The 24002-nt window shown below is 65.1% G+C and carries 22 protein-coding genes; 13 read left to right on the top strand and 9 right to left on the bottom strand.

The features are described 5' to 3' along the window. Positions 1–42: 42 nt before the first annotated feature. Positions 43–951 carry a LysR family transcriptional regulator gene (locus ACIGJB_RS06190; RefSeq protein ID WP_483731860.1) on the bottom strand — a complete coding sequence of 303 codons (909 nt, stop codon included), beginning with the start codon at positions 949–951 and terminating at the stop codon, positions 43–45. 97 nt (positions 952–1048) lie between these two features. On the opposite strand from ACIGJB_RS06190, the gene ACIGJB_RS06185 reads away from it, so the two are divergent. Genes ACIGJB_RS06185 through ACIGJB_RS06175 form a run of 3 tightly spaced genes read left to right on the top strand, consistent with a single transcriptional unit; the run spans position 1049 to position 6937 of the window. After that, positions 1049–4477, top strand: coding sequence for a molybdopterin-dependent oxidoreductase (locus ACIGJB_RS06185; protein WP_483731859.1), 3429 nt, complete (start codon positions 1049–1051; stop codon positions 4475–4477). Between the two features lie 34 nt (positions 4478–4511). Continuing rightward, the gene (lhpI, locus tag ACIGJB_RS06180; RefSeq protein WP_483731858.1) at positions 4512–5456 is read left to right on the top strand and encodes a bifunctional Delta(1)-pyrroline-2-carboxylate/Delta(1)-piperideine-2-carboxylate reductase; all 945 of its coding nucleotides are present in this window, start codon (positions 4512–4514) and stop codon (positions 5454–5456) included. Positions 5457–5488: 32 nt separating this feature from the next. Then, positions 5489–6937, top strand: coding sequence for a short-chain fatty acid transporter (locus ACIGJB_RS06175; protein WP_483731857.1), 1449 nt, complete (start codon positions 5489–5491; stop codon positions 6935–6937). Between the two features lie 263 nt (positions 6938–7200). Here the strand turns inward: ACIGJB_RS06175 and ACIGJB_RS06170 are convergent, their stop codons facing one another. Continuing rightward, complete coding sequence (locus ACIGJB_RS06170; RefSeq protein WP_483731856.1) at positions 7201–8796, bottom strand: aldehyde dehydrogenase (NADP(+)); 1596 nt, start codon at positions 8794–8796, stop codon at positions 7201–7203. Positions 8797–8863: 67 nt separating this feature from the next. Here ACIGJB_RS06170 and ACIGJB_RS06165 point away from each other — a divergent pair, with 67 nt between their 5' ends. Then, positions 8864–9802 (top strand): LysR family transcriptional regulator, encoded by a 939-nt coding sequence (locus tag ACIGJB_RS06165; protein WP_483732263.1) that lies wholly within the window; start codon positions 8864–8866, stop codon positions 9800–9802. Here the strand turns inward: ACIGJB_RS06165 and ACIGJB_RS06160 are convergent. Together ACIGJB_RS06160 and ACIGJB_RS06155 are read right to left on the bottom strand one after the other, a co-directional pair. Then, positions 9795–10109 carry an NIPSNAP family protein gene (locus tag ACIGJB_RS06160; protein ID WP_483731855.1) on the bottom strand — a complete coding sequence of 105 codons (315 nt, stop codon included), beginning with the start codon at positions 10107–10109 and terminating at the stop codon, positions 9795–9797. The genes ACIGJB_RS06165 and ACIGJB_RS06160 overlap by 8 nt on opposite strands. 39 nt (positions 10110–10148) lie before the next feature. Further along, positions 10149–11312 carry an iron-containing alcohol dehydrogenase gene (locus tag ACIGJB_RS06155; RefSeq protein WP_483731854.1) on the bottom strand — a complete coding sequence of 388 codons (1164 nt, stop codon included), beginning with the start codon at positions 11310–11312 and terminating at the stop codon, positions 10149–10151. A gap of 244 nt (positions 11313–11556) precedes the next feature. Between ACIGJB_RS06155 and ACIGJB_RS06150 the strand changes: the two genes are divergently transcribed. The 6 genes from ACIGJB_RS06150 to ACIGJB_RS06125 all read left to right on the top strand — a co-directional run bounded on the left by ACIGJB_RS06150 (position 11557) and on the right by ACIGJB_RS06125 (position 15999). Continuing rightward, positions 11557–12864: an MFS transporter gene (locus tag ACIGJB_RS06150; RefSeq protein ID WP_483731853.1), complete on the top strand. Its 1308-nt coding sequence runs from the start codon at positions 11557–11559 to the stop codon at positions 12862–12864. 407 nt (positions 12865–13271) lie between these two features. Then, the gene (locus ACIGJB_RS06145; protein WP_483731852.1) at positions 13272–13541 is read left to right on the top strand and encodes a hypothetical protein; all 270 of its coding nucleotides are present in this window, start codon (positions 13272–13274) and stop codon (positions 13539–13541) included. A gap of 92 nt (positions 13542–13633) precedes the next feature. After that, positions 13634–14242, top strand: coding sequence for a glutathione transferase GstA (gene gstA / locus ACIGJB_RS06140; RefSeq protein WP_483731851.1), 609 nt, complete (start codon positions 13634–13636; stop codon positions 14240–14242). A gap of 183 nt (positions 14243–14425) precedes the next feature. Then, the gene (locus ACIGJB_RS06135; RefSeq protein ID WP_483731850.1) at positions 14426–14932 is read left to right on the top strand and encodes a GNAT family N-acetyltransferase; all 507 of its coding nucleotides are present in this window, start codon (positions 14426–14428) and stop codon (positions 14930–14932) included. A gap of 174 nt (positions 14933–15106) precedes the next feature. Beyond that, positions 15107–15535: a hypothetical protein gene (locus ACIGJB_RS06130; protein ID WP_483731849.1), complete on the top strand. Its 429-nt coding sequence runs from the start codon at positions 15107–15109 to the stop codon at positions 15533–15535. Between the two features lie 146 nt (positions 15536–15681). Beyond that, positions 15682–15999 carry an Mpo1-like protein gene (locus ACIGJB_RS06125; RefSeq protein ID WP_483731848.1) on the top strand — a complete coding sequence of 106 codons (318 nt, stop codon included), beginning with the start codon at positions 15682–15684 and terminating at the stop codon, positions 15997–15999. A gap of 15 nt (positions 16000–16014) precedes the next feature. On the opposite strand, the gene ACIGJB_RS06120 is transcribed toward ACIGJB_RS06125, so the two are convergent. Beyond that, on the bottom strand, positions 16015–17349 hold the full coding sequence (locus tag ACIGJB_RS06120; protein WP_483731847.1) for a YihY family inner membrane protein: 1335 nt from the start codon (positions 17347–17349) through the stop codon (positions 16015–16017). Positions 17350–17510: 161 nt separating this feature from the next. On the opposite strand from ACIGJB_RS06120, the gene wrbA reads away from it, so the two are divergent. The 3 genes from wrbA to ACIGJB_RS06105 are packed head-to-tail and all read left to right on the top strand — an operon-like array spanning position 17511 to position 19964. Beyond that, positions 17511–18113, top strand: a complete 603-nt coding sequence (wrbA, locus tag ACIGJB_RS06115; RefSeq protein WP_483731846.1) for an NAD(P)H:quinone oxidoreductase — start codon at positions 17511–17513, stop codon at positions 18111–18113. After that, positions 18110–18526, top strand: a complete 417-nt coding sequence (locus ACIGJB_RS06110) for a DUF2069 domain-containing protein (protein WP_483731845.1) — start codon at positions 18110–18112, stop codon at positions 18524–18526. Before wrbA ends, ACIGJB_RS06110 begins: the two co-directional genes overlap by 4 nt. 19 nt (positions 18527–18545) lie before the next feature. Further along, the gene (locus ACIGJB_RS06105) at positions 18546–19964 is read left to right on the top strand and encodes an FAD-binding oxidoreductase (RefSeq protein ID WP_483731844.1); all 1419 of its coding nucleotides are present in this window, start codon (positions 18546–18548) and stop codon (positions 19962–19964) included. On the opposite strand, the gene ACIGJB_RS06100 is transcribed toward ACIGJB_RS06105, so the two are convergent. The 4 genes from ACIGJB_RS06100 to ACIGJB_RS06085 form a co-directional block, all read right to left on the bottom strand. Further along, positions 19957–20811, bottom strand: coding sequence for an N-formylglutamate amidohydrolase (locus ACIGJB_RS06100; protein WP_483731843.1), 855 nt, complete (start codon positions 20809–20811; stop codon positions 19957–19959). The genes ACIGJB_RS06105 and ACIGJB_RS06100 overlap by 8 nt on opposite strands. Before the next feature lie 66 nt (positions 20812–20877). Then, complete coding sequence (locus ACIGJB_RS06095) at positions 20878–21906, bottom strand: porin (protein WP_483731842.1); 1029 nt, start codon at positions 21904–21906, stop codon at positions 20878–20880. 141 nt (positions 21907–22047) lie between these two features. Beyond that, positions 22048–23037, bottom strand: a complete 990-nt coding sequence (locus tag ACIGJB_RS06090) for an ABC transporter ATP-binding protein (RefSeq protein WP_483731841.1) — start codon at positions 23035–23037, stop codon at positions 22048–22050. After that, positions 23034–23996, bottom strand: a complete 963-nt coding sequence (locus ACIGJB_RS06085; RefSeq protein WP_483731840.1) for an ABC transporter ATP-binding protein — start codon at positions 23994–23996, stop codon at positions 23034–23036. The genes ACIGJB_RS06090 and ACIGJB_RS06085 overlap by 4 nt, the downstream gene beginning before the upstream one ends. Positions 23997–24002 lie beyond the last annotated feature (6 nt).

The following is a 24002-nucleotide window of genomic DNA, read 5'->3' as shown; positions in this document are numbered from 1 at the left end:
ATGTGCAACTTGAGCAGTAGATCGTTTGGCGAAGTAAAGGCGCTAGCGTAGCGTTTCCCTCAGCGCAACCCGCAAAAATTCCCGCAAGCTTTGCGTCTGCGGGTCTGCTCCGGCGTCGAGCCGCCAGATCAATCCGACGTCCATGGACGGCACCCTGTCGGAAAGGCCGCGCCGCAGGATGCGCTGCCCTTCAAGCGACCAGGGTCGATAAACGAGATCGGACAGGATGGATACGCCGCGCCCCGACGCCACCAGACTGCGCACGGCCTCGATGGAACAGCTTTGCAGCCGCACGCTGGGCGAAAGGCCGTACTGTCCCCAATACCTGATCACGGTGGCGATATGTTCGTCCATGTCGAGCAAGATATAGTCGTGCTGCGCCACGTCGGACAGGCTTATCTCTTCCTGCTGCATCAGCGGATGGTCCGGATGCCCCCAGAGCTGACGCGCCGAGCGCAGCAGCGTTTCGCAGCCAACGTGCTGCATTTCAGGCAGGTTGGAAACCAGTAGCAAAGCGAGGTCGAGCTTGCCTGTCTGGATATGCGCCTCGATATCGCCGCGCGGTCGCTCCAATATCTGCAGTTCCAGTTGCGGAAACTTCTGTTCGAGGGCGGGCAACAGCTTGGGCAGAACGTATGCCGTGATGGTCTCTGTGACGCCGAGGCGGACGACGCCTGTCAGCGCCGCAGGGGTGACCGCGGCCGCACTGACTGCCTCGCGCACAGCCACGTCGATCTGCTGCGCATGCCGCAAGAAGCGAATGCCCGCAGCAGTCAGCTTTACCCCGGCGGCGTGCCGCGAGAACAGCGGCGCGCCCACGACATCCTCCAGCGCCTTTAGCGATGCCGTCATCGAGGACTGCGAAACGTGGCAGCGCTGTGCGGCGCGCGACACCTGCCCCGTCTCGGCAATGGCAACAAAGTGCTGTATCTGTTTCAGTGTCGGCAGCATCGATTTTTTCGATATTGCAATGTCAGAACTATGAATTAGCTATAACGCTCCATGCTAGCTAGCATCCAGCTCGAACACAAGTTGTCGGGATCGGGCGATGAGCGAAGTAGAAAAGAAGGGGTTCTGCACGTTGTGCCGTTCCCGTTGCGGTACGGTCAACGTCGTCGACGGCGAGACGCTGGTCGCGGTCCGCCCCGACGGCGATCACCCCACTGGCAAAGCGATGTGCCTGAAGGGCAAGGCTGCCCCGGAACTGGTGCACAGCGCCGATCGGATCCTGTACCCGATGCGCAGGACCCATCCGAAAGGAGCGGACGATCCGGGCTGGGTACGCATTTCCTGGGACGAGGCGCTCGATGAAATCGCCGCGCGCCTTCTGCACGCGCGCGCCACGCGCGGCGCCGAGTCCGTCGCGTTCGCGGTGACGACACCCAGCGGTACAGCGCTGTCGGACAGCATCGACTGGATCGAGCGCTTTGTCCGCCTTTATGGCAGCCCGAACATTTGCTACGCCACCGAGATCTGCAACTGGCACAAGGACTTCGCACACGCCTTTACCTTCGGCTGCGGGATGCCGACGGCGGACTACCGCAATGCCGAGCTGATCTTGCTGTGGGGGCACAATCCGACCAATACGTGGCTGTCGCAAGCCGAGGCAATCGGCGCCGGTCGGGCGGGCGGCGCCCGGCTTATCGTGGTGGACCCGCGGCAGACAGCCCTCGCGGACGACGCCGACCAGTGGCTGCGCGTCAAGCCCGGCAGCGATGCTGCGCTGGCCATGGCGCTGGCCAACCTGATGATCGAAGCCAATGCTATCGATATCGATTTTGTCAGGCGCTGGACCAATGGCCCGTTGCTCGTGCGCCAGGACAACGGTGCCTTCCTCCGTGGGGGCGACATCGGCCTGACGGATACGGATGCCTTGCTGGTCTGGGACGCGCGCCAGCGCATGGCGGTGCCGGCCGGCAAAGGCGTCGACGACGCGCAGCATATCGCACTGCGCGGTACCTTTTCCATCCCGCGGATCGGCGGCGGCGAGCGCGAGTCGCTGCTGTGCCAGCCGGCCTTCGATTTGTATGCCGCGGAGTGTGCACGCTATACGGTCGAGCGCGCGGCCGCGCTCACGTGGATCCCAGAGGGCGATATCCGGCATGCGGCGAGCCTGATCGGTGCGGCGGGCCGCGTCGCGTATCACGCGTGGTCCGGGGTCGGTCAGCATGAGAACGCCACGCAGACGGAGCGAGCCATTGCGTGCCTGTATGCGTTGACGGGCAGCTTCGATCGCCGCGGCGGCAACCGTGTCTATCGCAAGCCGCCGTTCAACGCGGTAAGCCGGTTCGACTTGCTGAGCCCGGATCAGGCGCACAAGGCGCTGGGGCTGGATGCGCGGCCGCTCGGTCCACCGGCGCAAGGCTGGGTCACGGCGCCGGACCTCTACCGCGCGATCACGGACCGCGCACCTTATGCGGTCACGTCGCTGATTGCGTTCGGCACCAATACGCTGTTATCGCAGCCCGATGTGGCCAACGCAGAGCAGGCCCTGCGCGAGCTGGAGTTCTACGTGCATTGCGACCTCTTCGAGAACCCTAGCGCCAGGCACGCGGACATCCTGCTGCCAGTGAACACGCCCTGGGAACGCGAAGGTCTGCGAATCGGCTTCGAGGTGTCCGCCGATGCCGAGCAGCTCGTGCAGTTGCGCCAGCGCATGGTTGCGCCGCGCGGCGAATCCCGCTCGGACAACGACATCGTGTTCGCACTGGCTGCGCGCATCGGACTCGACGAGGCCTTCTTCGGCGGCAGCCTTGAAGCCGGCTGGAACCACATGCTGGCGCCGACGGGCCTGACCGTGGCGGCGCTGCGCGACGCCCCCGAAGGGATACGCGTGCCGGTCGAGGATGTGGAGATGAAGTACGCGGCCGGCACCGACGGTCAGCCTTTCAACACGCCGACGGGGCTGGTCGAGCTCTACTCCGAGCGCCTGCTCCGTCATGGCTATCCGCCGCTGCCCGGCCTGCCAGAATCAGCATGGAACGATGCAGGACAGCCCAGCGCATCGTTTCCCTATCTGATGACGTCGGCGAAGAACGGCTACTACTGCCACAGCCAGCAACGCGGCGTGGCGTCCTTGCGCCGCAAGGCATTGCTGCCGCAGCTCGATATCTCCAGCGATATCGCCGCGGCCAGGAATATCCGCACGGGAGATTCCGTCCGGGTGTCGACGCCGGCCGGCAGCGCGCTATTTACCGCGCGCGTCCAGCCAGGCCTGCATCCCGCCGTGCTGGTAGGGGAGTATGGATGGTGGCAAGGGTGCGACCCCATGGGGCAACAGCCCACCGCCGTGCTTGGCACGGACAGCGCAAACTTCAACGCACTGATCGATGCGACCCGGCAGGATCCGGTTAGCGGCTCCTCGCCGCTGCGATCCTGCCACTGCAACGTGGAACGCAACGCCATGCTCGATATACGACGCAGGCGCTGGGAAGGATATCGACCGTTCCGCATCGTCGGGCTGCGCAAGGAGGCAACCGATGTGACTGCTGTGGACGTGGAGCCGGCCGACGGCGGCCCGCTGCCGGACTACCTGCCAGGCCAACACGTGACCATCAGGCTCTGTGTCGACACGGGCGAACAGGAGGTGGTTCGCTCGTACTCGCTGACCGGGCCCGCGGTCGTCGCCGACCGCCGCCGCTATGCGATCGCCGTGCGGCATGCGAGGGCGCGGCTCGCCAGTGGGGAGGTCGTGTCCGGCGTCGCCTCGTCCTTCATCAACACGCGACTGGCGATCGGCGACACGATCGCGCTGCGCGCACCCGCTGGCACATTCGTCATGCCAACGCGTACAGCAAGACCGTTGGTCCTGCTTGCCGGGGGCATCGGCATCACCCCGTTCATCAATCTGCTGGAATCGCTCGTCGGTCAACAGGAGCCGCCCCGGATGCTGTTGCTCTATGCGAACCAGAATGGCACCACGCACGCTTTCAGGGACCGGCTGCGCGAACTGCGAGCGCTGATCCCCGCACTCACGGTGATCAATTTCTATGACGCTCCCGCGGATGGCGACATCCTCGGCAGCGACTTCCAGGTGCATGGGCGCGTCACTGCGGCGGCTGTGCCGGACGCGCTGCTGGCTTCGCGTCCGCTGGTCTACATGTGCGGGCCCGACGCCATGATGACGGCGTTTGCCGCCGGGCTGGCCGCGAGAGGCGTGCCGCGCTTCGATATCCACAAGGAAGTTTTCCGCTCGCCAACGGTGCGGCGGATCGAGGCGGGTCAGGCCTTCCAGGTTCAGTTCCGCAGGTCTGACATCACGCTTTCGTGGCGCTCCGAGCATGGCCCCCTGCTTGGCTTCGCCGAGGCGCTGGGCATTCGGCTGCCCAGCGGCTGCCGCGTCGGCCAGTGCGAGAGCTGTGCCGTCCGGATCGTATCCGGGACCGTACACCACTTGCATGGCGAGGTGCCCGATGACCCCGGCGTATGCCTGGCGTGCCAGGCGGTGCCTGCCAGCGACCTCGTCATTGACGCATGAATCGCCATTCCCATTTTCTTGAAGAGTTATCGCCATGCTGAACATCGATGCGCCCACCACGCGGGCGTCCCTGCCATTCGACCGCCTTGTCACAGCCCTGAAGAACGCGTTCGCATCGGGTTGCGAGGCGCCGCTTCGGCACAGCCATACGGTCACGGCCACGCCGGGCGAGCCAGGCACGCTTTTGCTGATGCCTGCGTGGAATGCGGCAAGCGGGTACATGGGCGTCAAGACAGTGTGCGTTTATCCCGGCAACCCCGGGCGCAAACTACCGGGGCTCTATTCGACCTACATCCTGTACCGTGCGGAGACAGGCAAGCCGCTGGCGTTGATCGATGGCAATGAGATTACCTCCCGACGGACGGCCGCGGCGTCGGCCCTCGCGGCGTCCTTCCTGTGCCGCGCGGACGCGAGTTCCATGCTGGTGCTAGGCGCCGGCCGCGTGGCCAGTCTGCTTCCCTATGCCTATCGCACCGTGCGCAAAATCCGGCGCGTCGCGGTGTGGGATATCGACACGGACCATGCCCATCGGCTCGTTGCCCGCTTGTGCGCCGACGGCTTTGATGCCGAGGTGGTCGCCCGGCTCGATGGAGACACCTGTGCCGTGGATATCGTCAGCGCGGCAACGTTGTCCACCGAGCCGCTGATCCGCAGGGAATATCTGCGCCCCGGCACCCACGTCGACCTGATCGGGGGCTTCACCCCTGCCATGCGAGAAGCCGATGACGCGTGCTTCGATGGCACGTCGGTGTTTGTTGATACGGACGAGGCCTGCCGCAAGGCCGGTGACTTGCTGTCGCCTATCGCCAACGGCGTGATCGGCCCCGAAGGGATTCTCAGCGACCTGGCCGGCCTGTGCAGGGCCGAGCATGCCGGAAGGCGCTCGGCGCAGGAGATCACGGTGTTCAAGGCGGTGGGGACCGCACTGGAAGACCTGGCCGCGGCCGCCATGTGTTTCGAAGCCGCGACGAACCATTAGAACGATATAGGAAACTGCCAAAGGAGTTCAGCATGAAAGAAACAACAAGCATGACATTCCCAGATGCCGGGAAGCGACAACAAGGCGGACTGGAACGCCTTGCGATACGGGTGACTGACTGGTCCGAGCGGTGGTTCCCGGACTCGTATATTTTTGCGGCCATCGCCGTGGTCGTGGTGGCGTTGGGCGCTATGTTGGTGGGCGCGCCAGCGCAGGCCGTGGCGAAGGCCTTTGGCGACGGCTTCTGGAGCCTGATTCCTTTCACCATGCAGATGGCCGTGGTCGCGATTGCCGGCTACGTGGTGGCGGTGTCGCCGCCGGCAGCCATGCTGATCAACCGTCTGGCAGCCTTGCCGCGGACAGCGCGCGGCGCCGTGGCTTTCGTCGCACTCGTGAGCCTGTCGACGTCCCTGCTCAACTGGGCAATCAGTTTGATCTTCAGTGGCTTGCTGGTACGCGCAATTGCCAGGCGGCGCGGCTTCCGTGTCGACTACAGGGCAGCCAGCGCGGCAGCCTACCTTGGCATGGGGGCAACCTGGGCACTGGGACTCAGCTCCTCCGCCGCGCAGCTACAGGCAAATGCCGCCAGCCTGCCCAAATCCCTCCTGGATATCACCGGGGTCATCCCGTTCTCCGATACGATCTTTCTTTGGCAATCCATGGCAATGACCGCCGTATTGATCGTCGTGTCCTTGGCGGTGGCGTACTTCTCGGCCCCTACCGAGGCGCGTGCTCGCACGGCGGCCGATATGGGGGTTGACCTGAACGATGCCGATGAAGCGGTCGCGCGGCCATCTCGGCCAGGTGAATGGCTGGAATACAGCCCGATCCTGACGTTGGTTCTGGTCGCCATGGGCGCGAGCTGGCTCTATCAGGAGTTTTCCACCAAGAATCCGATTCTCGCCATCTCCAACCTGAATACCTACAACTTCCTGTTCCTGCTGCTCGGCATGCTGCTGAACTGGCGTCCGAAGCGCTTTCTGCGCGCCGTCGCGAAGTCCGTGCCGTCCACGGCCGGCGTCCTGATCCAGTTTCCGCTGTATGGCGGCATTGCCTTTATCCTGACCAAGGCTATCGGCGGCGACGGCGCCCCGCTGTCGCACCATCTGGCGTCAGCCTTTGTCTCCATGGCGACCACGGAGTCGTTCTCGGCGGTCATGGGGGTGTATTCCGCTGTGCTGGGCTTCTTCGTACCGTCCGGCGGCGGAAAGTGGATCATCGAAGCTCCTTACGTGATGCAGGCCGCCAACGAACTAAAGGTCCACCTTGGCTGGGCAGTACAGGTCTACAACGCCGCTGAAGCGTTGCCGAATTTGATCAATCCTTTTTGGATGCTGCCGTTGCTCGGTGTGCTCGGCATCCGGGCCAAGGACGTGGTCGGCTTCACCTTCACCCAGTTGCTGGTGCATACGCCGTTGGTTCTGTTCATGTTATGGGCTTTCGCCGCAACGCTTTCCTACAATCCTCCGGTGATGCCCTGACAGCGCCTGGAAATGGTGCTTGCCGTGTATGCGCGCGGGGATATCACTTCGCAGGTCAGCGATAAGCATTCGATCGCCATCTCCAGGGAGGCCGCTGGGCGAAGGCAGCTAGCGGCCAGAAACAGTCTCTCGGAGCGAAATAATGGGTGGCGGCCCTCGGCCTGAAAGCGGCCGCTCAGACTTGAAGCCTGCCACTCGGCCGCCCCGCCGGGCACACGATTATCGGTGTCCGGCGATCCGGCCGCTCTCCCATTCCACACTACTCACCGAATGGCCTTCACCGCATCGCGCGTGAAGACGCCCTCCACCAGCCGCTGAATACCCAGCGGGTTGGCATCCCGCAGCGCTTCCGGCAACAGCGCATCAGCCACATTCTGATAGCAGACGGGGCGCAGGAAGCGGTCGATCGCCAGTGTGCCGACCGAAGTACCGCGCGCATCGGAAGTGGCCGGATACGGGCCGCCGTGCACCATCGCGTCGCACACCTCAACGCCGGTCGGATAACCGTTGATCAGCAACCGCCCGACGCGCTCCTCCAGGACCGCCACCATCGGCGCGGCCACTTCGAGGTCAGCCGGGTCGGCAATCAGCGTCGCGGTCAACTGGCCTTGCAGCGCGGCCAGCGCCGACAGCAAATGCGCTTCGTCGTCGAGTTCCACAACCACGGTCACCGGGCCGAATATCTCATGCTGGAGGATCGGATCGCCGTCGGTCAGCAGCGACGCATCGGCGCGCCAAACCTGCGCCTGCGCCTGTTCGCCCGCCTGCGGTGCGCCCGCAAGCTGCGTGATGCGGGGGTGCTGCGACAGCGCGGCCACACCTTCGCCATAGTGATGCAGCCCCGCCGCGTTGAGCATCGTCTGCGCCGGTTGCTCGTTGATGCGTGCGCAGAGCCCTGCCAGGAACGCATCGAAGGCCGGCGATTTCACCCCCAGCACCAGACCCGGATTCGTGCAGAACTGCCCTGCCCCCAACGCAACCGACGCCGCCAATTCCTGAGCGATGGTTTCACCACGCTGCGCCAGCGCGTGGGGCATCAGCACCACCGGGTTGACGCTGCTCATCTCCGCGAACACGGGAATCGGCCGCGGGCGCGCCGCCGCCATGTCGCACAGCGCACGCCCACCGCGCAGCGAGCCGGTAAACCCGACCGCGCGAATCGCGGGATGCTTGACGAGGCGTTCGCCAACGCGGTCACCGAAGATCATGTTGAACACGCCAGCGGGCATGCCGGTCGTGCGGGCGGCACGCTCGATGGCCTCGGCCACCGCTTCCGCGGTGGCCATGTGCCCCGGGTGCGCCTTGAAGACGACCGCACAACCTGCTGCCAGCGCCGATGCGGTATCGCCGCCGGCGGTCGAAAACGCTAGCGGGAAATTGCTGGCGCCGAACACGGCTACCGGGCCGATGCCGATTCGGTACTGGCGCAGGTCGGGCCGGGGCAGCGGCGTGCGCTGGGGTTGCGGCAGGTCGATCCGCGCGCCGAGGAAATCACCGCGCCGCAGCACGGTTGCAAACAACCGCATCTGGTTGCTGGTGCGCGCGCGCTCGCCGCGAATGCGTGCGGGCGGCAGCGCGGTCTCTTTGCAGACGATCTCGATGAACGTGTCATCGAGCGCGTCGATCTCGGCGGCAATGGCGTCCAGAAACGCTGCCCGCGCCGCCGGCGACGTTGCGCGAAATGCAGGATAGGCGCGAGCGGCAGCCTGCGCGGCGGCGTCTACCTCGTCCGGCGTCGCTTCGATAAAGCGGCGCGGCAACAGCTCGCCGCCGGTGGCGTCCACGCTGTGCAGCACGGTCGTGCCGGCGGCGCGGCGCTCGCCGCCAATGAACTGGTACCCCGATACATCGATGGACACAGTGGTCTCCCTCCATATGAACAATGTCAAAAAAAGCTATAGTCGCGGCTTTGGTTCCGTCGTCACCATGAAGCCGCTGGCTGTCCCTTCCCTCGCCAACATCGCATCCCGCCTGCGCCTCAAGCAGTTGAGGCTGCTGATCGCGCTCGAAAACCACGGCTCGCTGCACAAGGCCGCCGAGGAAATCGCAATCTCGCAACCGGGCGCCACCAAGGTGCTGCGCGAGATCGAAGACATCCTGGGCATGCCGCTGTTCGAACGGCAGCCGAAAGGGCTCGTCGCCAATGACCTCGGGCGCTGCGTCACGCGCTATGCCCGCCTGATCTACAGCGACCTGGAACACCTGCACGCCGAAGTCTCGGCCATCACGCAGGGGCACGGGGGCCATCTTGCCGTCGGTGTCATCATGGGCGCGGTGCCGCTGCTGACTCGCGCGTTGACTGACGTGCGCGCTCGCCAGCCGCATCTTTCCGTCGAGATCGTTGAAAGCACCAGTGCCAGCCTGCTGGCGCTGATCGACGAGGGGCGCCTTGACCTCGCCGTGTGCCGCAGCGGCAGCAGCCGGCGCCCGGAGGCTTACGACTACGTGCCGCTCGAACCCGAACCGCTGGCCGTGGTGGCTGCGCGAGCCCATGCCCTCGCCCGTCGGAAGACGCTCGCGCTGCGCGATCTGGCCGACGCGCCGTGGGTTGCGTATCCGGTCAACACGCCGATGCGGTTCGCACTGGAACGCGCACTGGCGGATGCCGGCGTGGACGTGCCGCGGTACCCGATCGAAACCGCATCGACGTTCGCGATGCTGACCATGCTGCAGGAGAACCCCGAGCTGGTGGCGGTGATTCCGCGCGAGGTGGCGGCGTTTGGCGAGCAGTTCGGCCTGCTGGCCCGCCTGCCCGTCACGATCCCGCCCCTCGACGAGCCCTACGGCGTGGTGACCCGCGCCGGCGCGCACCTCTCGCCAGGCGCGCGGCTGCTGGCCGAGGCGCTGCAGGAACACTTCACCTGATCGGCGAGAACGCGGCCGGCCTCAACAGCTTGGACTCCATCTTCTCCAGCATCGGAAAGGCCACGGGGACGAACTTCTCGAGCCAGTCGCGATCCTCATACAGCGCCGTGCGCCGCGCGATGCGGTCATCCAGGCTTTCGTACGCCCAGATGTGCACGACCTGGTTCAGCTCACCGATTTCGGTGTACCACCAGCCGACGAGCGTCGCGTAGCGGGAGATCACCGGCAGTCCTTCCTTTTCGAAGTGCTGGAGGTATTCCTTCATCTTGCCGATCTGGACTGTGTAGGTCCGCATTTCGTAGTACATGGTGATTCCTGGTTGAGATGACGTAGGGTTGTCGCCGGATCACAGCTTGCCGGCGTGCGCGGCAACGATGATGGCTTCCACGTCGCGCGCGGTAGTCAGGCGCGGGTTGACCAGCACATTGCCGCTGCGCATCGAGTCGGCCACCATCTGCGGCAGGTGATCCAGGTCGACGCCGAGTTCGCGGATATTGGAAGGAATGGCCAGCGCGCTGTTGAGTTCGACGATTGCGCCCACCAGACGGCGGGCGGCGGCTTCCGCATCGAGGCCCGCCACATCAACACCCAATGCCTCCGCGATGTCGCGGAAACGCTCGGGGCAGGCCGGCACATTGAACGCCACCACATACGGCAGCAGCGCCGCATTGGCGATGCCGTGAGGGATGTTGAATACGCCGCCCATCGTGTGCGAGATCGCATGCACGTTGCCCAGCTTCGACTGCGAGAACGCCACGCCGGCCAGGAACGAACCGAGCAGCATGTCTTCGCGGGCCGCCACGTCGGCGCCCACGTAGAATGCCTTGCGCAGGCTGCGCCCGATCAAGCGCACCGCGCCAAGCGCCAGCGACTGGCTGACTGGATTGGCCTGCTTCGATACATAGGATTCGATCGCGTGGGTGAGTGCATCCATGCCGGTGGCGGCGGTGATGGGCGCAGGCAGATTCAACGTCAGTTCGGCATCGAGAATGGCCAGTTGCGGGAAGATCTTCGGGCTGACGATCACGGTCTTGAACAACGTCTCCTTGTTCGTGAAGACGGTCGATGCGGTGCATTCGCTGCCCGTGCCCGACGTGGTCGGGATGGAGAAGATCGGCAACGGCGCGTTGGGAATCTTGTCGTAGCCCTCGTAGTCGAGGATGGAGCCTTCGTTGGTGGCCATGGCAGCCACGCCCTTGGCGGTGTCGATGCTGCTGCCACCGCCGACGCCGATCACCGCCGTGCAGCCGTGGTCTTTCAGGAAGTTCAGTGCGCGCTCGAGCACCGTCGTGCTGGGGTTGGCCTCGACGCCCGAGAACACGTCGTAACCGAGATCCGCAGCTTTCAGGGAGGCGAAGAACCCCTCCAGCACGCCGCTCTTGAGCAGGCCTTCGTCGGTCACCACCAGCAGCCGGCCGCTGAACAGCGGCTTGAGCAGCGCGCCGGCCTGGTTGGCAAGGCCATTGCCGAACTTCAGGGTGGTCGGGAAGAAATATTGGAATGCGTTCATGGGGCAGTTCTCCGTTCGATGTCTCCGGCCTGAACAGTACAAAGCCCCCGGCCGATTCCGGTAATGAAAAAACTGGATTGACCGATAACGGCCGCTTATGCGCCCCATCCCGACGATTCGCCTCGATCCGGTTGGTTATCACGTAATCACGAAGCGTCATTAGGCAAGACCTGCGGGCAGCCCTACAGTCGCCCCCTGGGACGACCCGATCGCCCTGCACAACCACAACGACGCGGAGACCACCATGCCTTCCTTAGACTCCCCTGCCCTGTCGTCGCCCGCGCTCAGCGGGGCGGCGCGGCCTACCACCGTGCGCTGGCGCATCTTCGTGATCATGCTGCTGCTCACGGCCATCAACTACATCGACCGTGCCTCGCTGTCGGTCGCGCTGCCGATGATCGGGCCGGAATTCAACCTGTCGCCGGCGCTCGAAGGCCTGATGCTGAGCGCGTTCTTCTGGTCGTACGCGCTGGCGCAGATTCCCGTTGGCCTGCTGCTGGACCGGTATCGCGCACGCGGCATCATCGCCGTGGCCACGGTGGCGTGGGGCGCATTCCAGGCGCTGGGCGCGGTGTCCCACAACTGGATCGTGCTGATGCTCACACGCATGGGGCTCGGGATTTCCGAGTCGCCCATCTTCCCGGCCGGCGCCAAGCTGATCGGCCTGTGGCTGACGCCGCATGAGCGCAACCGCGGCGCGGTGTTGATCGACGGCGGTGCGGCGCTGGGCAGCGCGCTGGGCGCCATCCTGATCTCGGGCCTGATCGCCTGGCTCGGTTCGTGGCGCATCGCGTTCATCATTGCCGGCCTTGGCACCATGCTGGCGGGCGTGGTGGCGTGGCGCTATATCCGCAACCACCCGTCGGAGCACCCGGCGGTCAACGCGGCGGAACTCGAGCACATCACCAGCGGCAATGCCCGCCCCAGCGCTGCCGCCGAGCGCGTGCCTCTGCGCGAGCTGGTGAAGGATCGCTCGGTACTGGCCATGTTCAGCGGCTACGCCTGCATTCTCTCGGTGTTCTATGGCCTGTTGACCTGGATGCCCAGCTACCTGCACAAGGCGTTCAACTTCAGCATCACCACCACGGGCGGCGCTACGTTCCTGATTTTCATGGCGGGCTTCGTGGGTGAACTCATCGGCGGCACCATCGGTGACCGTTGGAAGGCCACCGGTGCCTCACCCAACATGGTCATGCGCACGATGTTCGGCGTGCCGGCGCTGATCGCGGCAGGCTGCATCCTCACTGTGGCCTACCTCTCCGACGCCGGCACGGCCGTGGTGTTGCTGTGCGTGGCGATGTTCTTCCTGCGCTTCTGCGGCATGTACTGGAGCCTGCCGGCCATCATCGGCGGCCCTGAGCGCGCGGGTGTTCTGGGCGGTGCGATGAACTTCTGCGGCAACATGGCCGGTGTGGTGGTGCCGATCCTGATCGGCGTGATCGTGCAGTGGTCGGGCTCGTATTTCCTGGCACTAATGTTCTTCGTTGTCATGGCGGCACTGATCGCGGTGTTCTCAAGCCTGATCGACTACCGGCAACGCGCACACATCTGACCGTGACATGGCCTGGCTTCCCGCAGGCCTTCCCAAGGAACGCAAAGCCGCCCGGCCGAGGCCTGAGTGGTAGCTGTATGCGTTGTCCCGCGCCAGTCGCGCCGCAGCCATATCCGGCGGTTGTATCAGGACCGGCGATGCGCTCGTTGTCCTGAAGTGCTTCATCAGCGGCCTCATTGCGTGAGTGGAGTAGTTCGCATCCGCAGCCGATTCCACGCTGACACAAGAATTTGGCAGGGTTGCTGCCAGCCAGGCCCTTCGCCTCGGCTCCGACGGACCTTCTTACAAGGTCGACTGGTTCTTACCATGGCAATGTCGCGCAAGCGCTGCCGGCAAGCGTCTCGGCGGTGGAACGGAAGTTGCGGCGACCAGGGTGGTCAGCCATTCGGAACAACATTGGAGAGACGATGAAACAAAGCAAATCTGATACTTCAGGCAATCCTGCGCTCGACAAACGTCAAGGGCTGGATGATCGCGAGTTGAACGAAAACGCGGCAAAGAATCAACGTGCCCGCGAACGTGCCGCTACCGACTGGGAGCATGCCGCGTCGCATCGCAGGGATGATGAACGGCCCGAATCAGGCGATAAGGAACGAACGGCCAATAAGGAGGCCGGGAAGGAAGGTGAATCTCCCTCCGGCGTTGGTCGCAGCACGGATCGATCCCGACAGCCGTAACCCGATGTGCCAACTGCTATCAACCGCTCCTGTCTTCCCAATGGCGTCGCACTATGGCGTTGGTGGGCAACGCAAGCTGAGGAGTAAAGATCATGAAGCTGTACTACGCCCCAGGCGCGTGTTCATTGTCAGCGCGCATCGCGCTGCTAGAGGCTGGATTGCCGTTCTCCACGGAGCGCGTCGACTTGCATCGCGAGCCGCACATGACCGAGAGCGGCGAGGAATACAGGAAGATCAATCCCAAAAACTACGTGCCCACCCTTTCGCTTGACAACGGCGATCGTCTGACTGAAGCCGGAATAGTTCTGCAGTACATTGCCGACTGCGCGCCAGGGCGAGACCTGGCGCCTGCCTGTGGCAGGTTCGAGCGTTACCAACTGCAGGAGTGGCTGAACTTCATCTCGGCCGAATTGCACAAGGGCTTCGCGCCATTCTGGAAGCCGGACACATCGCAGGAGGACAAGGACGCGGCATGGACGCGCCTGTCGCGGCGATTTGACTGGCTAGAGCAGCAGCTCACAGACAAAGATTACTTAATGGGACAGTTCAGCGTCGCCGACTCGTACTTGTTCGCGATCCTCCGTTGGACCGACCATTTCAAGCTGTCGCTTGGGCGCTGGCCGGCGCTGAAGAGGTATGTGTCGCGAGCCGCCGGGCGTCCGTCCGTGCAACAGGCGCTGAAGGATGAAGGGCTCAGTTGACGGCTGGATAGGACGTTGCACACACGACGATCGCAGGATCCACCATCGCCTCTTTTCAGATTTGCCTAAGTCGCCCATGGCTCGAACGCTCCGGCAGAGCAGGGAGACATTGCTTGCCCAAACGTGGAAGCTTCGGAAGAAAAGTCAAGCCAGGACAGAAACCACCACGACTTAGGAACCTCAATGAATATCGCAATAAGGAACGAGACGGCTGCCGACGCGAATGCCATTGACGCAGTCACCACCGCGGCCTTCCTGGCTGCGCCCCATGCTTCCCATACCGAGCAGTTCATCGTCAGGGCGCTGCGCAGGGCGCGGAAATTGACGATATCCCTGATAGCGGAGGTCAACGGGCAAGTGGTCGGCCATGTGGCCGTATCTCCTGTATCCACATCCGATGGGGCTGCCGACTGGTATGGTCTCGGCCCGGTTTCAGTGGCGCCGAGCCATCAAGGGCAGGGAATCGGCTCGCGCCTCGTGCGCGAAGCCTTGTGCGCGCTGCGAGAAAGCGGGGCCGCCGGTTGCGTCGTACTCGGCGAGCCGGCCTACTACGGCCGCTTCGGCTTTCGAGCCGAGCCCGGCCTTGTTCTGCCGGATGTACCGCCGCAGTACTTTCAGGCCATCTGCTTCGGTACAGCCATGCCATGCGGCAACGTGGCGTACGACGATTCGTTCAATGCGCGTGCCTGACGGCGGGATGCCGGTGACCTAAGCCGGCCTGCTGTCAACTATCCCCGTTTCCTCCTTGCCGATTCGCGGGCGAACACTGTATATTTATACAGTTGTCGCACGCATCGGGGAAAGCTGGCTCCTGAAGCCAAGCCCGTGCTGCGCGCTTTCCCTCCCCCACCTCGCAAGGCAATCATGTTCGTGGACCGCACCGAAATCATCAACGCCGCCAAGGCACTGCGCGCCAGCCAGGAAGAATCCAGGTACAGCAAGCTCGTCGCACTCGCCAACAAGCAACTCAAGGCAATGCAGACGGCAATCCAGCGGGGCAAGGAAGAATTCGAGACCAGCCTGGTCCTCGACATCAACGAAGACAATCCGCAAGCAGCGCTGGAAGCACGCGCGCAACGGCTAGCCGACGACCTCAGGGCACAGGGCTATACCGCAACGGTGACCACGTTTGCCGAGGCCAGCACCGACCGCAAGAACTGGACGCCGAATATCACGGTGGCCATCGGCCTGGGCGACCTGGCTTCCGAAGCCGACAGCGAGATTGCGGAAAGCTCGGTGACCGACGAGGCCGAAGCCGCGCTGACTGGCGAAGCTGTCAGTGAAATGGCCTGACACGGCAGGCGGGCAATCCGGGATAAGACAGGGCATCCACGGGGCTTCGCGGCCTCAGTGAGTAGTCGACCTTCGAGTTTAAATTCTCAAGTATTCTGGAAGCTCACTGCGACACAGGCTTGCCAGAACAACATTCGGAGACAGCCATGGCCCGGGCCCACGCGCGCGAATTCGAAAGTTTCGCGGCTTTCTATCCCTACTACCTGAGCGAACACCGCGACCGCACTTGCCGGCGGCTGCATTTCGCCGGCTCGACCGTAGCGTTGCTTTGCCTGCTGATGATCGTCATCACCGGCAATGCATGGTGGCTGCTGGGTGCGGTGGTGTCAGGCTATGCGTTTGCCTGGGTCGGACATTTCGGCTTCGAGAAGAACCGGCCCGCCACCTTTCGCCATCCGCTCTACAGCCTGATGGGAGACTGGGTCATGTATGCGGATATCCTGCGCGGGCGGATTCCGTTCTGAACGGTCGGCCCTGGCTTATCCGTGCCGCCCCGGCGGCACCATCTCCAGCGCCGGCCTCGACGCTTCAGCCGACTCGGCCGCCGCGGGATCGGCAGCGCCCTGCTCCCTGAACACGACCTCCAGCGGCTGATCGAGCTGCGGATTGATCAGGATCGATTTCAGCGATTCCGCTCCTTGCAGTTGCTGCGCCAGCGCCGTGCGTGGCAAGCGCGGCAGGTTGAGCACCAGCCGGTCGTACAGCGTGCGCAGCGTCACCTGCGACGGGTCGCATAGCAGCGCCCAGTGCGCCTGTCCGCGATCCTGCTGCAGCTTGCCAATCAGGTGCATGGCCTTGAGCTTGCCGAGCAGCACGGCAAGGTAGTCGGCCTCGACACGAAGCTTGCGACCCAGGTCCAGTTCCCCGACGCTGCGCGGCACCTCCTCGCGCGCCTTGTACAGCAGCAGCAGCACGCCCAATGCATCGAAGAACTCGCTGCCTGCAAAGGTGCGCCGGCGCCAGTGCCCTTGCCGCACGACCGGCAGGTTCGCGGCGATGGTGGCGCCCAGCAGCGTCACCAGCCAGCTCAGGTAGATCCACAGCAGGAAGATCGGCAGCGCCGCGAAGGTCCCATAGACCGCCGTGTAGGTCGGGATATGCGTGATGAAATACCCGAAGCCGCGCTTGGCGAATTCGAACGCGATGGCGGCGACAAGGCCCGCGGCAATCGCGTCGCGCCATTCGACATACGCGTTGGGCACCGCGGTATAGAGAAACGCGAACGCCAGGGCCGACAGCACAACCGGCGTGGCACTCACGAGCAGTCCCAGGCCAATCGGCATATTGCCGACATAGCCCGCCGAGACCGAGATCAGGTAGGAGCTGATCGACAGGCTGGCACCGATCAGGACCGGACCGAAGGTCAGCACGGCCCAGAACACCAGCACGCGCTGCGCCAGCGGCCGGCGCTGCTTGACGCGCCAGATCCCGTTGAGGGCGTCCTCCACCGTCAGCATGGTCAGCACCGACGTCAGCATCAGCCCGCCCAGGCCCATCGCGGTCAGGCCGCGCGCGCTCTTGGAAAACTGGCCGAGGTAGCGCGAGATCGATTCGCTGACATTGCCCGGAATCAGGTTCTGGAACAGGAAGGCCTCGATGTCCGCGCGGAACTCCCGGAACACCGGGAACGCGGCCAGCAATGCGAACGCCACCGTCAGCACCGGCACGACCGACAGGAAGGTGGTGAAGGTCAGGCTGGCGGCAACCTGGGGCAGGCGGCCCTCTCCCGCGCGCCGCAGCGCATAGCGCGAGAGGGCGCGCAGTTTCTGCAGATTCCATTCCCTGCGCAGGCGGGCAAGGCGGGTTCCATACATGCTGCGGGGGACTCCTGTGATGGGATGTGGCTGATCGTTCGGGGGCCGCTGAGGTGGCGGGGGCACAACTATAATACGCGGATTGTTCCGGCCCCATTGCCGGGCCCGATTGTTCCGGACCTCATGCCGCCCATCGCAGGCACGGGCCGCCATCTCGCCTCATGATCGACATCCTCGTCCTGTATTACAGCCGCCACGGCAGCACCCGCAAGCTGGCAGAACTGATTGCCACCGGCATCGACCGCGTCCCCGGCGCCCAGGCGCGCTTGCGCACGGTGCCGCCGGTCTCCACGGTATGCGAGGCCACCGCGCCCGATATCCCGGCCGACGGCCCGCCCTATGCCGAACTGCGCGACCTGGAGGAGTGCGCCGGCCTGGCGCTGGGCAGCCCCACGCGCTTCGGCAATATGGCCGCGCCGATGAAGTACTTCCTCGACGGCACGGTCGCGCAGTGGCTGTCGGGCGCGCTCACCGGCAAGCCGGCGTGCGTGTTCACGGCTACCGGCAGCCTGCATGGTGGCCAGGAAACCACACTGCTGTCGATGATGCTGCCGCTGCTCCACCACGGCATGCTGATCATGGGCCTGCCCTATTCCGAGAAGGCGCTGATGACGACCACGGCCGGCGGCACGCCCTACGGCCCGAGCCACCACGCGCACGGCGACAACCGCGGCCCGGTCACCGACGACGAAGCCGCCCTGGCCATCGCCATGGGCAAGCGGCTGGCAGAAGCGGCGCTGCGCCTGGCGGGAGACCGCGCATGAGCGCCGCGCCGGCCGACAGCAACCACAGCGACAGCGCCTTGCACAACGCCAAGCTATACCGCCTTAGCGTGGGCAGCCTGATCGCACTGATGGTGCTTTGCATCGCGTGGGAATGGTTCCTGGCACCGCTGCGTCCCGGCGGGTCGTGGCTCATCATCAAGTTCCTGCCGCTGCTGCTGCCGCTGCGCGGCGTCCTGACGCGCAACCGCTACACCCTGCAGTGGTCATCGATGCTGATCCTGCTGTTCTTCACCGAAGGCATCGTGCGGGCCACCAGCGACCGCGCGCCGTCTTCGACGCTGGCCTGGGTCGAGGTGGCCCTGACCCTGCTGTATTTCTTCAGCACCATCCTTTATCTGCGCCCGTACAAGCGCCGCGCCAAGGCGACGAAGACCGCCTCATCCGGCAAGTAGCCGCATTCCAGGACCCGACATGCCCGCTTCGCACCACGACTCCTTCCTCGATCTCTGCCGCGCGGCACTCGGCCCCCAGCATGTGCTGACCGACGCTGCCGACAAGGCGCCCTACCTGACGGACTGGCGCAAGCGCTACACCGGCGAGGCCATCGCCGTGCTGCGCCCCGGCAATACCGAGGAAGTGGCGGCCGCCGTCCATGCCTGCCACGCGCACCGGATCGCCGTGGTGCCGCAGGGTGGCAATACCGGCCTGTGCGGCGGCGCAACGCCGGCCACTTCGGATTGCGTGGTGATTTCGCTGCAGCGGCTGAACCGCGTGCGGCAGGTCGACCCGCTCAACAACACCATCACCATCGACGCCGGCGTGGTGCTGCAACACCTGCAGGACGTGGCGCACGAACACGGCCGGCTGTTTCCGCTGAGCCTGGCGGCCGAGGGCAGCTGCACCATCGGCGGCAACCTGTCCACGAATGCGGGCGGCACCGCGGTGCTGCGCTATGGCAATACGCGCGAGCTATGCCTGGGGCTCGAAGTCGTGACGCCCAAGGGCGAGATCTGGCACGGCTTGCGCGGACTGCGCAAGGACAACACCGGCTACGACCTGCGCGACCTGTTTATCGGCGCGGAAGGCACGCTGGGCATCATCACGGCCGCGGTCATGAAACTGTTCCCGCTGCCGCGCGCCAGCGTCACCGCGCTGGCGGCCGTGGCGAGCCCGCGTGCGGCGCTTGCACTGCTGGCCATCGCGCAGTCGCATGCAGGGGCCATGCTGACCGGCTTCGAACTGATGTCGGCACTGAGCATGCAGCTCGTCACCACGCATTTCCCGCAGTTGCGCTACCCGTTTGCCGAGGTGCATCCGCAACTCGTGCTGATGGAACTGTCCGACAGCGAAGGTGAAGACCATGCGCGCGCCATCTTCGAAAAGCTGATGCAGGTCGCCTTCGACGCCGGCGTGGCCATCGACGCCGCGGTGGCGGAATCCGTGCAGCAGTCGCGCGATTTCTGGAACCTGCGCGAGCACATTCCGCTTGCGCAGGTAGAGGAAGGCAAGAACATCAAGCACGACATTGCGGTGCCCGTGTCGCGCGTGGCCGATTTCATCGAGACCACCGACGCGCTGCTGCAGGTGTCGTTCCCGGGCGCGCGCATGGTGACATTCGGCCATCTCGGCGACGGCAACCTGCACTACAACGTGTCGCCGCCGGACGGCGTGGACCATGACGCGTTCCTGGTCAACCAGGACGCCGTTAACCGCGTCGTCCATGACAGCGTGCATTCGCATGGCGGCTCGATCTCCGCCGAGCATGGCCTGGGCCAACTCAAGCGCGACGAGAACCGTCTCTACAAGAGCGAAGTGGAGCTGGCCATGATGCGCGCGATCAAGCAGGCCCTGGATCCCCAGGGCCTGATGAACCCCGCCAAGGTCATCTGAGCGCGGCCACCTCCGCGCGCACATACGCCGCCACGGCTTCCAGCATCTGGTCGAGGTGTCCGCGCAGCGTCGCAAACCCCGCGTTGCGCGCAAAGCGGTCCTCGTCCAGATAGAGCGCGCGGTTCACCTCGACTTGCAGGCTGTGCCGCCCGCGCGCCGGGTCGGAGTAGGCACGGATGAGTTCCGCGCCCTTGTAAGGCCAGTTGACCGACACCGTGTAGCCCAGCTGGCGCAGACTTCCCGCCACGACCTCGATGAACGCCGCCGAGCAGGTTTCGCCATCGCGGTTGCTGACCACGAAGTCGGGCCGCATGTTGCCGTTGTCGATATTCATCGCATTGCCGCGCGACTTCATCGAATGGCAGTCGATATGCCAGACCGCGCCGAAGCGCGCGTGCTGCGCGTCGATCAGGCGCGCCATGGCAGCGTGGTAGGGATCGTAGTACCGCTGCAGCAGTTGCTCGGCGAAACTCGCCGGCAGCTTGCACGCATAGACGGGCACGCCCGGCAGCGCCAGCCGCCGCAGCACGCCCATGCCGCGCCACGCCTTGTCGCTTGGCCGCAGCGGATACGGCAAGCGCCCTTCCAGCAGATCCGGATCGAGATCATCGCGCGCACGGTTGGCATCGACCAGCCAGCGCGGAAAGCGCGCGTGCAGCAGCGAGCCGCCCACCTGGGGCGCATGACCGAACAGCTCGTCGACATAGGCGTCCCAGCCGCTCAGCAACTCTTCTGGCGTGGCCGACATCGGCAGGATTTCGTCGTGATGGAGGCCACTGTGCGGAGAATCCACCACCAGAGGCAAGGCCGTGACGGCAGGTTCGATGAGGGTGTAAGGATCAGACATGGAACAGGCGGGCGGAAACGAAATTGGGGGCGCAGCAGGCGGCAGCAGGCGGCGGTAGGCGGCGGGTCAGAACTTGTGCTGGATGCCGATGCCGTAGGTGATCACGGTATCCCCCGACTTGCGGCTGTTGCCATCCTCGTAGTCGACGAAGACATAGGGCAGCGTGCGCTTGCTGAGCCGGTAGCCGTAACCGGCCTGTGCCTTGCGCAGCTTGCCGCTGGTGCTGTTCTGCACGTCGCGTTCCATGTAGTTGACGGTCAGGCTGTGCGGCCCGTAGGGGACGGTCAGGCCCGCCAGCCAGTAGCGCACGTCGGTGCGGGTGCTGGCCGTGCCGACATAGCGGTCGCGCCCGTACACGCCGTACACGTTGACGACCTTGAAGTCATAGGCGGCCGTGGCCTGGATCTTGTCGCGGAAGTCGTTCGCGACCAGTCCGCCGGACTTGGCATCGCGCGAGTAGCCGAGGCCTGCCGAGAAGTTGCCCGAGGCATAGTTCAGTCCGGTGTCGTACTGCCGGAAGTCATCCTCCGCCTTCACCGGCGAATTGACATTGGGCGTGGCGGGGTCCGGCCCGGCCAGGTTGACCCGGGCGCGCAGCGAGAAGCCGCCGAAGTCCGGCGTCACGTAGCCCAGCGCGTTCGACACGCGGTTGCGCGCGTTCAGCACCTTGGTGCCGATGGCCGTGGCGCCCGCATCGTGGATGACGAAATCCACGTTCTGCGTGATCTGCGAATAGATCGGGGAGCCGACCGGGGTCGCGGAGTCCAGCCGGCCCAGCGCAAAGGCACCGAAGACGCCGCTCAGGCCCACAAAGGCATTGCGGAACTGCGGATTGGTGGCGACGCCGTTGTCGGCCTGGAAGCCCTGCTCCAACCCAAAATGCGCACGCAGCGAGCCCCCAAGGTCCTCGTTGCCGCGCATGCCCCAGCGCGACGCGTTGTCCACCATCTGCCCGGCGTTGCCGCGCGGGCCACGCTGGTATTCGATATCCGTGTCGAGGCGGCCGTAGAGCGTCAGGCTGGCCTGCGCGCCGGCCGACGCCGCGAGCAGCGCGCCGCCCATGCACGCTCGCCCGATAAGACTGAATGACTTCATGCTGTTCTCCTTCTCCTCTGCGAAACACCCGCCGCCATGCGCCCGTGCGAAAAAAGTGCGAGCGCCGCCCTCCGCGCCGTGGACCGGAGCGGATGCCATGCGGCTATCCCGTGGTAAAGCGCCGCCCCTGGCGGCGCGCGATCAGGCCGCCGTCATCTGGCCTGTTTCATTGAGGTGGCACGCCGACAGGCGGTCGCCACCGATATCGCGCAACAGCGGCACCTCGGCCGCGCAACGCGCGCTCGCATGCGGGCAGCGCGGATGGAACGCGCAGCCGGATGGCGGCGCCAATGGACTCGGCAGTTCGCCCTGGATCGGCTGGTGGCTCGCGGAACTGCCGTCGAGCCGCGGCGCATCGGCCAGCAGCGCGCGCGTGTAGGGATGGCTGGGCTCGGCGAAGACCGCGCGCGCATCGCCCATCTCGACCACGCGGCCCAGGTACATGATGACCACGCGGTCCGACATATGCTCCACCACCGCGAGGTTGTGGCTGATGAAGACGTAAGTCAGGTCCTGTTGCCGGCGCAGGTCCATGAACAGGTTGATGACCTGCGCCTGCACCGAGACGTCGAGCGCGGATACGGCCTCGTCGCAGACCACCAGGCGCGGCTGCAACGCCAGTGCCCGGGCAATGGCCACGCGCTGGCGCTGGCCGCCGGAAAATTCGTGCGGATAGCGTTCGGCATAGGAGGCATCAAGACCGACCATCGCGAGCATCTCGCGCGCGAACTCCGCAGCCTGCGCGCGCCCGATCAGACCGTGATGCAGCGCGCCTTCCGTAATCGTCTGCCCGATGCGCAGGCGCGGATTGAGCGACGCGTACGGGTTCTGAAACACCATCTGCACCGCAAGGTGATACGACGCGGCGGCTGTATCGGCACGTTCGCCTTCCCACAGCACGTCGCCGTTACTGGGGGCAAGCAGGCCCGCCAGCATGCGGCCCAGCGTGGATTTGCCGCAGCCGGATTCGCCCACCACGCCCAGCACTTCGCCTTTGCGGACTTGCAGCGAAACATCATTGACGGCATGTACCGCCTGACGTGCGCGCGGCTTGCGGGCCATGCGGTCAAGCAGGCCCGGCTTCGGGGCGAATTGCTTCTGCAGATGGCGTGCTTCGAGCAGGACAGTCATGCCGCCTCCAGTGGGTGAATGCAACGCAGCAACCGGCCGCGCACGGAAACTTCAAGCGGTGCCTGCGCGCAACGGTCGCTGGCTCGCGCACAGCGCGGCGCGAAAGCGCAGCCCGGCGGCAAGGCCGACAACGCCGGCGCCGCGCCGGGGATCGCCCGCAAGGTGCGCCCGCGCGTGTCGTGCGCGGGCAGCGAATCGAGCAGCCCGCGCGTATAGGGATGCATCGGCTGGCGGATGACGTCCGCCACCGGCCCTTGTTCGACCACGCGGCCGGCGTACATCACGCAGACGCGGTCGACCAGGTCCTTGACCACGGCCAGGTCATGGCTGATCCAGATCACGGCCGCGCCGGTCTCGCGCACGAGCTGCTTCATCTCGAACAGGATCTGCGCCTGGATGGTCACGTCGAGCGCGGTGGTGGGCTCGTCGGCGATGATCAGGTCGGGCTGGTTCACCAGCGCATTGGCGATGGCCACGCGCTGGCGCATGCCGCCCGACAGTTCATGCGGATAGGCCTGCATGCGCTCCTGCGGCGCGGGAATGCCGACCTTCTTCAGCGCATCGACAGCGCGGTCATGCGCTTCCGTGTGCGAGCAGCGATGATGCACGCGCACCGTCTCGATCAGTTGCGCGCCGATGCGCATGACCGGGTTGAGCGACATCATCGGATCCTGGAACACCATCGCGATGCGGTCGCCACGCAGCGCCTGCCACTGGCGCGGCGTACACCTGCGCAGGTCCTGCCCCTTGAAGCGGACTTCCCCATCGGTCACCCGGCCCGGCGGGTCGAGCAGGTTCATCAGCGAGAACGCCGTCACCGACTTGCCCGATCCAGACTCGCCCACGATGCCGAGGATCTCGCCCGCATCGAGCGAGAAGGAAACATTGTCGACCGCGGTGACCGCGCCATGCTCCAGTGCGAAGCGCGTAGTCAGGCCATTGACTTCCAGCAGTGCCATGGTTCT

It is taken from the genome of Cupriavidus sp. C2SS-8b (genome assembly GCF_057073745.1).
This window is presented reverse-complemented; position numbering and strand designations above follow the sequence as displayed.

What these genes read in the sequence shown, in the direction of transcription:
- ACIGJB_RS06190 (WP_483731860.1), bottom strand. Translation starts at nt 951, where the DNA reads ATGCTGCCGACACTGAAACAGATACAGCACTTTGTTGCCATTGCCGAG.
- ACIGJB_RS06185 (WP_483731859.1), top strand. Translation starts at nt 1,049, where the DNA reads ATGAGCGAAGTAGAAAAGAAGGGGTTCTGCACGTTGTGCCGTTCCCGT.
- lhpI (WP_483731858.1), top strand. Translation starts at nt 4,512, where the DNA reads ATGCTGAACATCGATGCGCCCACCACGCGGGCGTCCCTGCCATTCGAC.
- ACIGJB_RS06175 (WP_483731857.1), top strand. Translation starts at nt 5,489, where the DNA reads ATGAAAGAAACAACAAGCATGACATTCCCAGATGCCGGGAAGCGACAA.
- ACIGJB_RS06165 (WP_483732263.1), top strand. Translation starts at nt 8,864, where the DNA reads ATGAAGCCGCTGGCTGTCCCTTCCCTCGCCAACATCGCATCCCGCCTG.
- ACIGJB_RS06160 (WP_483731855.1), bottom strand. Translation starts at nt 10,109, where the DNA reads ATGTACTACGAAATGCGGACCTACACAGTCCAGATCGGCAAGATGAAG.
- ACIGJB_RS06155 (WP_483731854.1), bottom strand. Translation starts at nt 11,312, where the DNA reads ATGAACGCATTCCAATATTTCTTCCCGACCACCCTGAAGTTCGGCAAT.
- ACIGJB_RS06150 (WP_483731853.1), top strand. Translation starts at nt 11,557, where the DNA reads ATGCCTTCCTTAGACTCCCCTGCCCTGTCGTCGCCCGCGCTCAGCGGG.
- ACIGJB_RS06145 (WP_483731852.1), top strand. Translation starts at nt 13,272, where the DNA reads ATGAAACAAAGCAAATCTGATACTTCAGGCAATCCTGCGCTCGACAAA.
- gstA (WP_483731851.1), top strand. Translation starts at nt 13,634, where the DNA reads ATGAAGCTGTACTACGCCCCAGGCGCGTGTTCATTGTCAGCGCGCATC.
- ACIGJB_RS06135 (WP_483731850.1), top strand. Translation starts at nt 14,426, where the DNA reads ATGAATATCGCAATAAGGAACGAGACGGCTGCCGACGCGAATGCCATT.
- ACIGJB_RS06130 (WP_483731849.1), top strand. Translation starts at nt 15,107, where the DNA reads ATGTTCGTGGACCGCACCGAAATCATCAACGCCGCCAAGGCACTGCGC.
- ACIGJB_RS06125 (WP_483731848.1), top strand. Translation starts at nt 15,682, where the DNA reads ATGGCCCGGGCCCACGCGCGCGAATTCGAAAGTTTCGCGGCTTTCTAT.
- ACIGJB_RS06120 (WP_483731847.1), bottom strand. Translation starts at nt 17,349, where the DNA reads ATGTATGGAACCCGCCTTGCCCGCCTGCGCAGGGAATGGAATCTGCAG.
- wrbA (WP_483731846.1), top strand. Translation starts at nt 17,511, where the DNA reads ATGATCGACATCCTCGTCCTGTATTACAGCCGCCACGGCAGCACCCGC.
- ACIGJB_RS06110 (WP_483731845.1), top strand. Translation starts at nt 18,110, where the DNA reads ATGAGCGCCGCGCCGGCCGACAGCAACCACAGCGACAGCGCCTTGCAC.
- ACIGJB_RS06105 (WP_483731844.1), top strand. Translation starts at nt 18,546, where the DNA reads ATGCCCGCTTCGCACCACGACTCCTTCCTCGATCTCTGCCGCGCGGCA.
- ACIGJB_RS06100 (WP_483731843.1), bottom strand. Translation starts at nt 20,811, where the DNA reads ATGTCTGATCCTTACACCCTCATCGAACCTGCCGTCACGGCCTTGCCT.
- ACIGJB_RS06095 (WP_483731842.1), bottom strand. Translation starts at nt 21,906, where the DNA reads ATGAAGTCATTCAGTCTTATCGGGCGAGCGTGCATGGGCGGCGCGCTG.
- ACIGJB_RS06090 (WP_483731841.1), bottom strand. Translation starts at nt 23,037, where the DNA reads ATGACTGTCCTGCTCGAAGCACGCCATCTGCAGAAGCAATTCGCCCCG.
- ACIGJB_RS06085 (WP_483731840.1), bottom strand. Translation starts at nt 23,996, where the DNA reads ATGGCACTGCTGGAAGTCAATGGCCTGACTACGCGCTTCGCACTGGAG.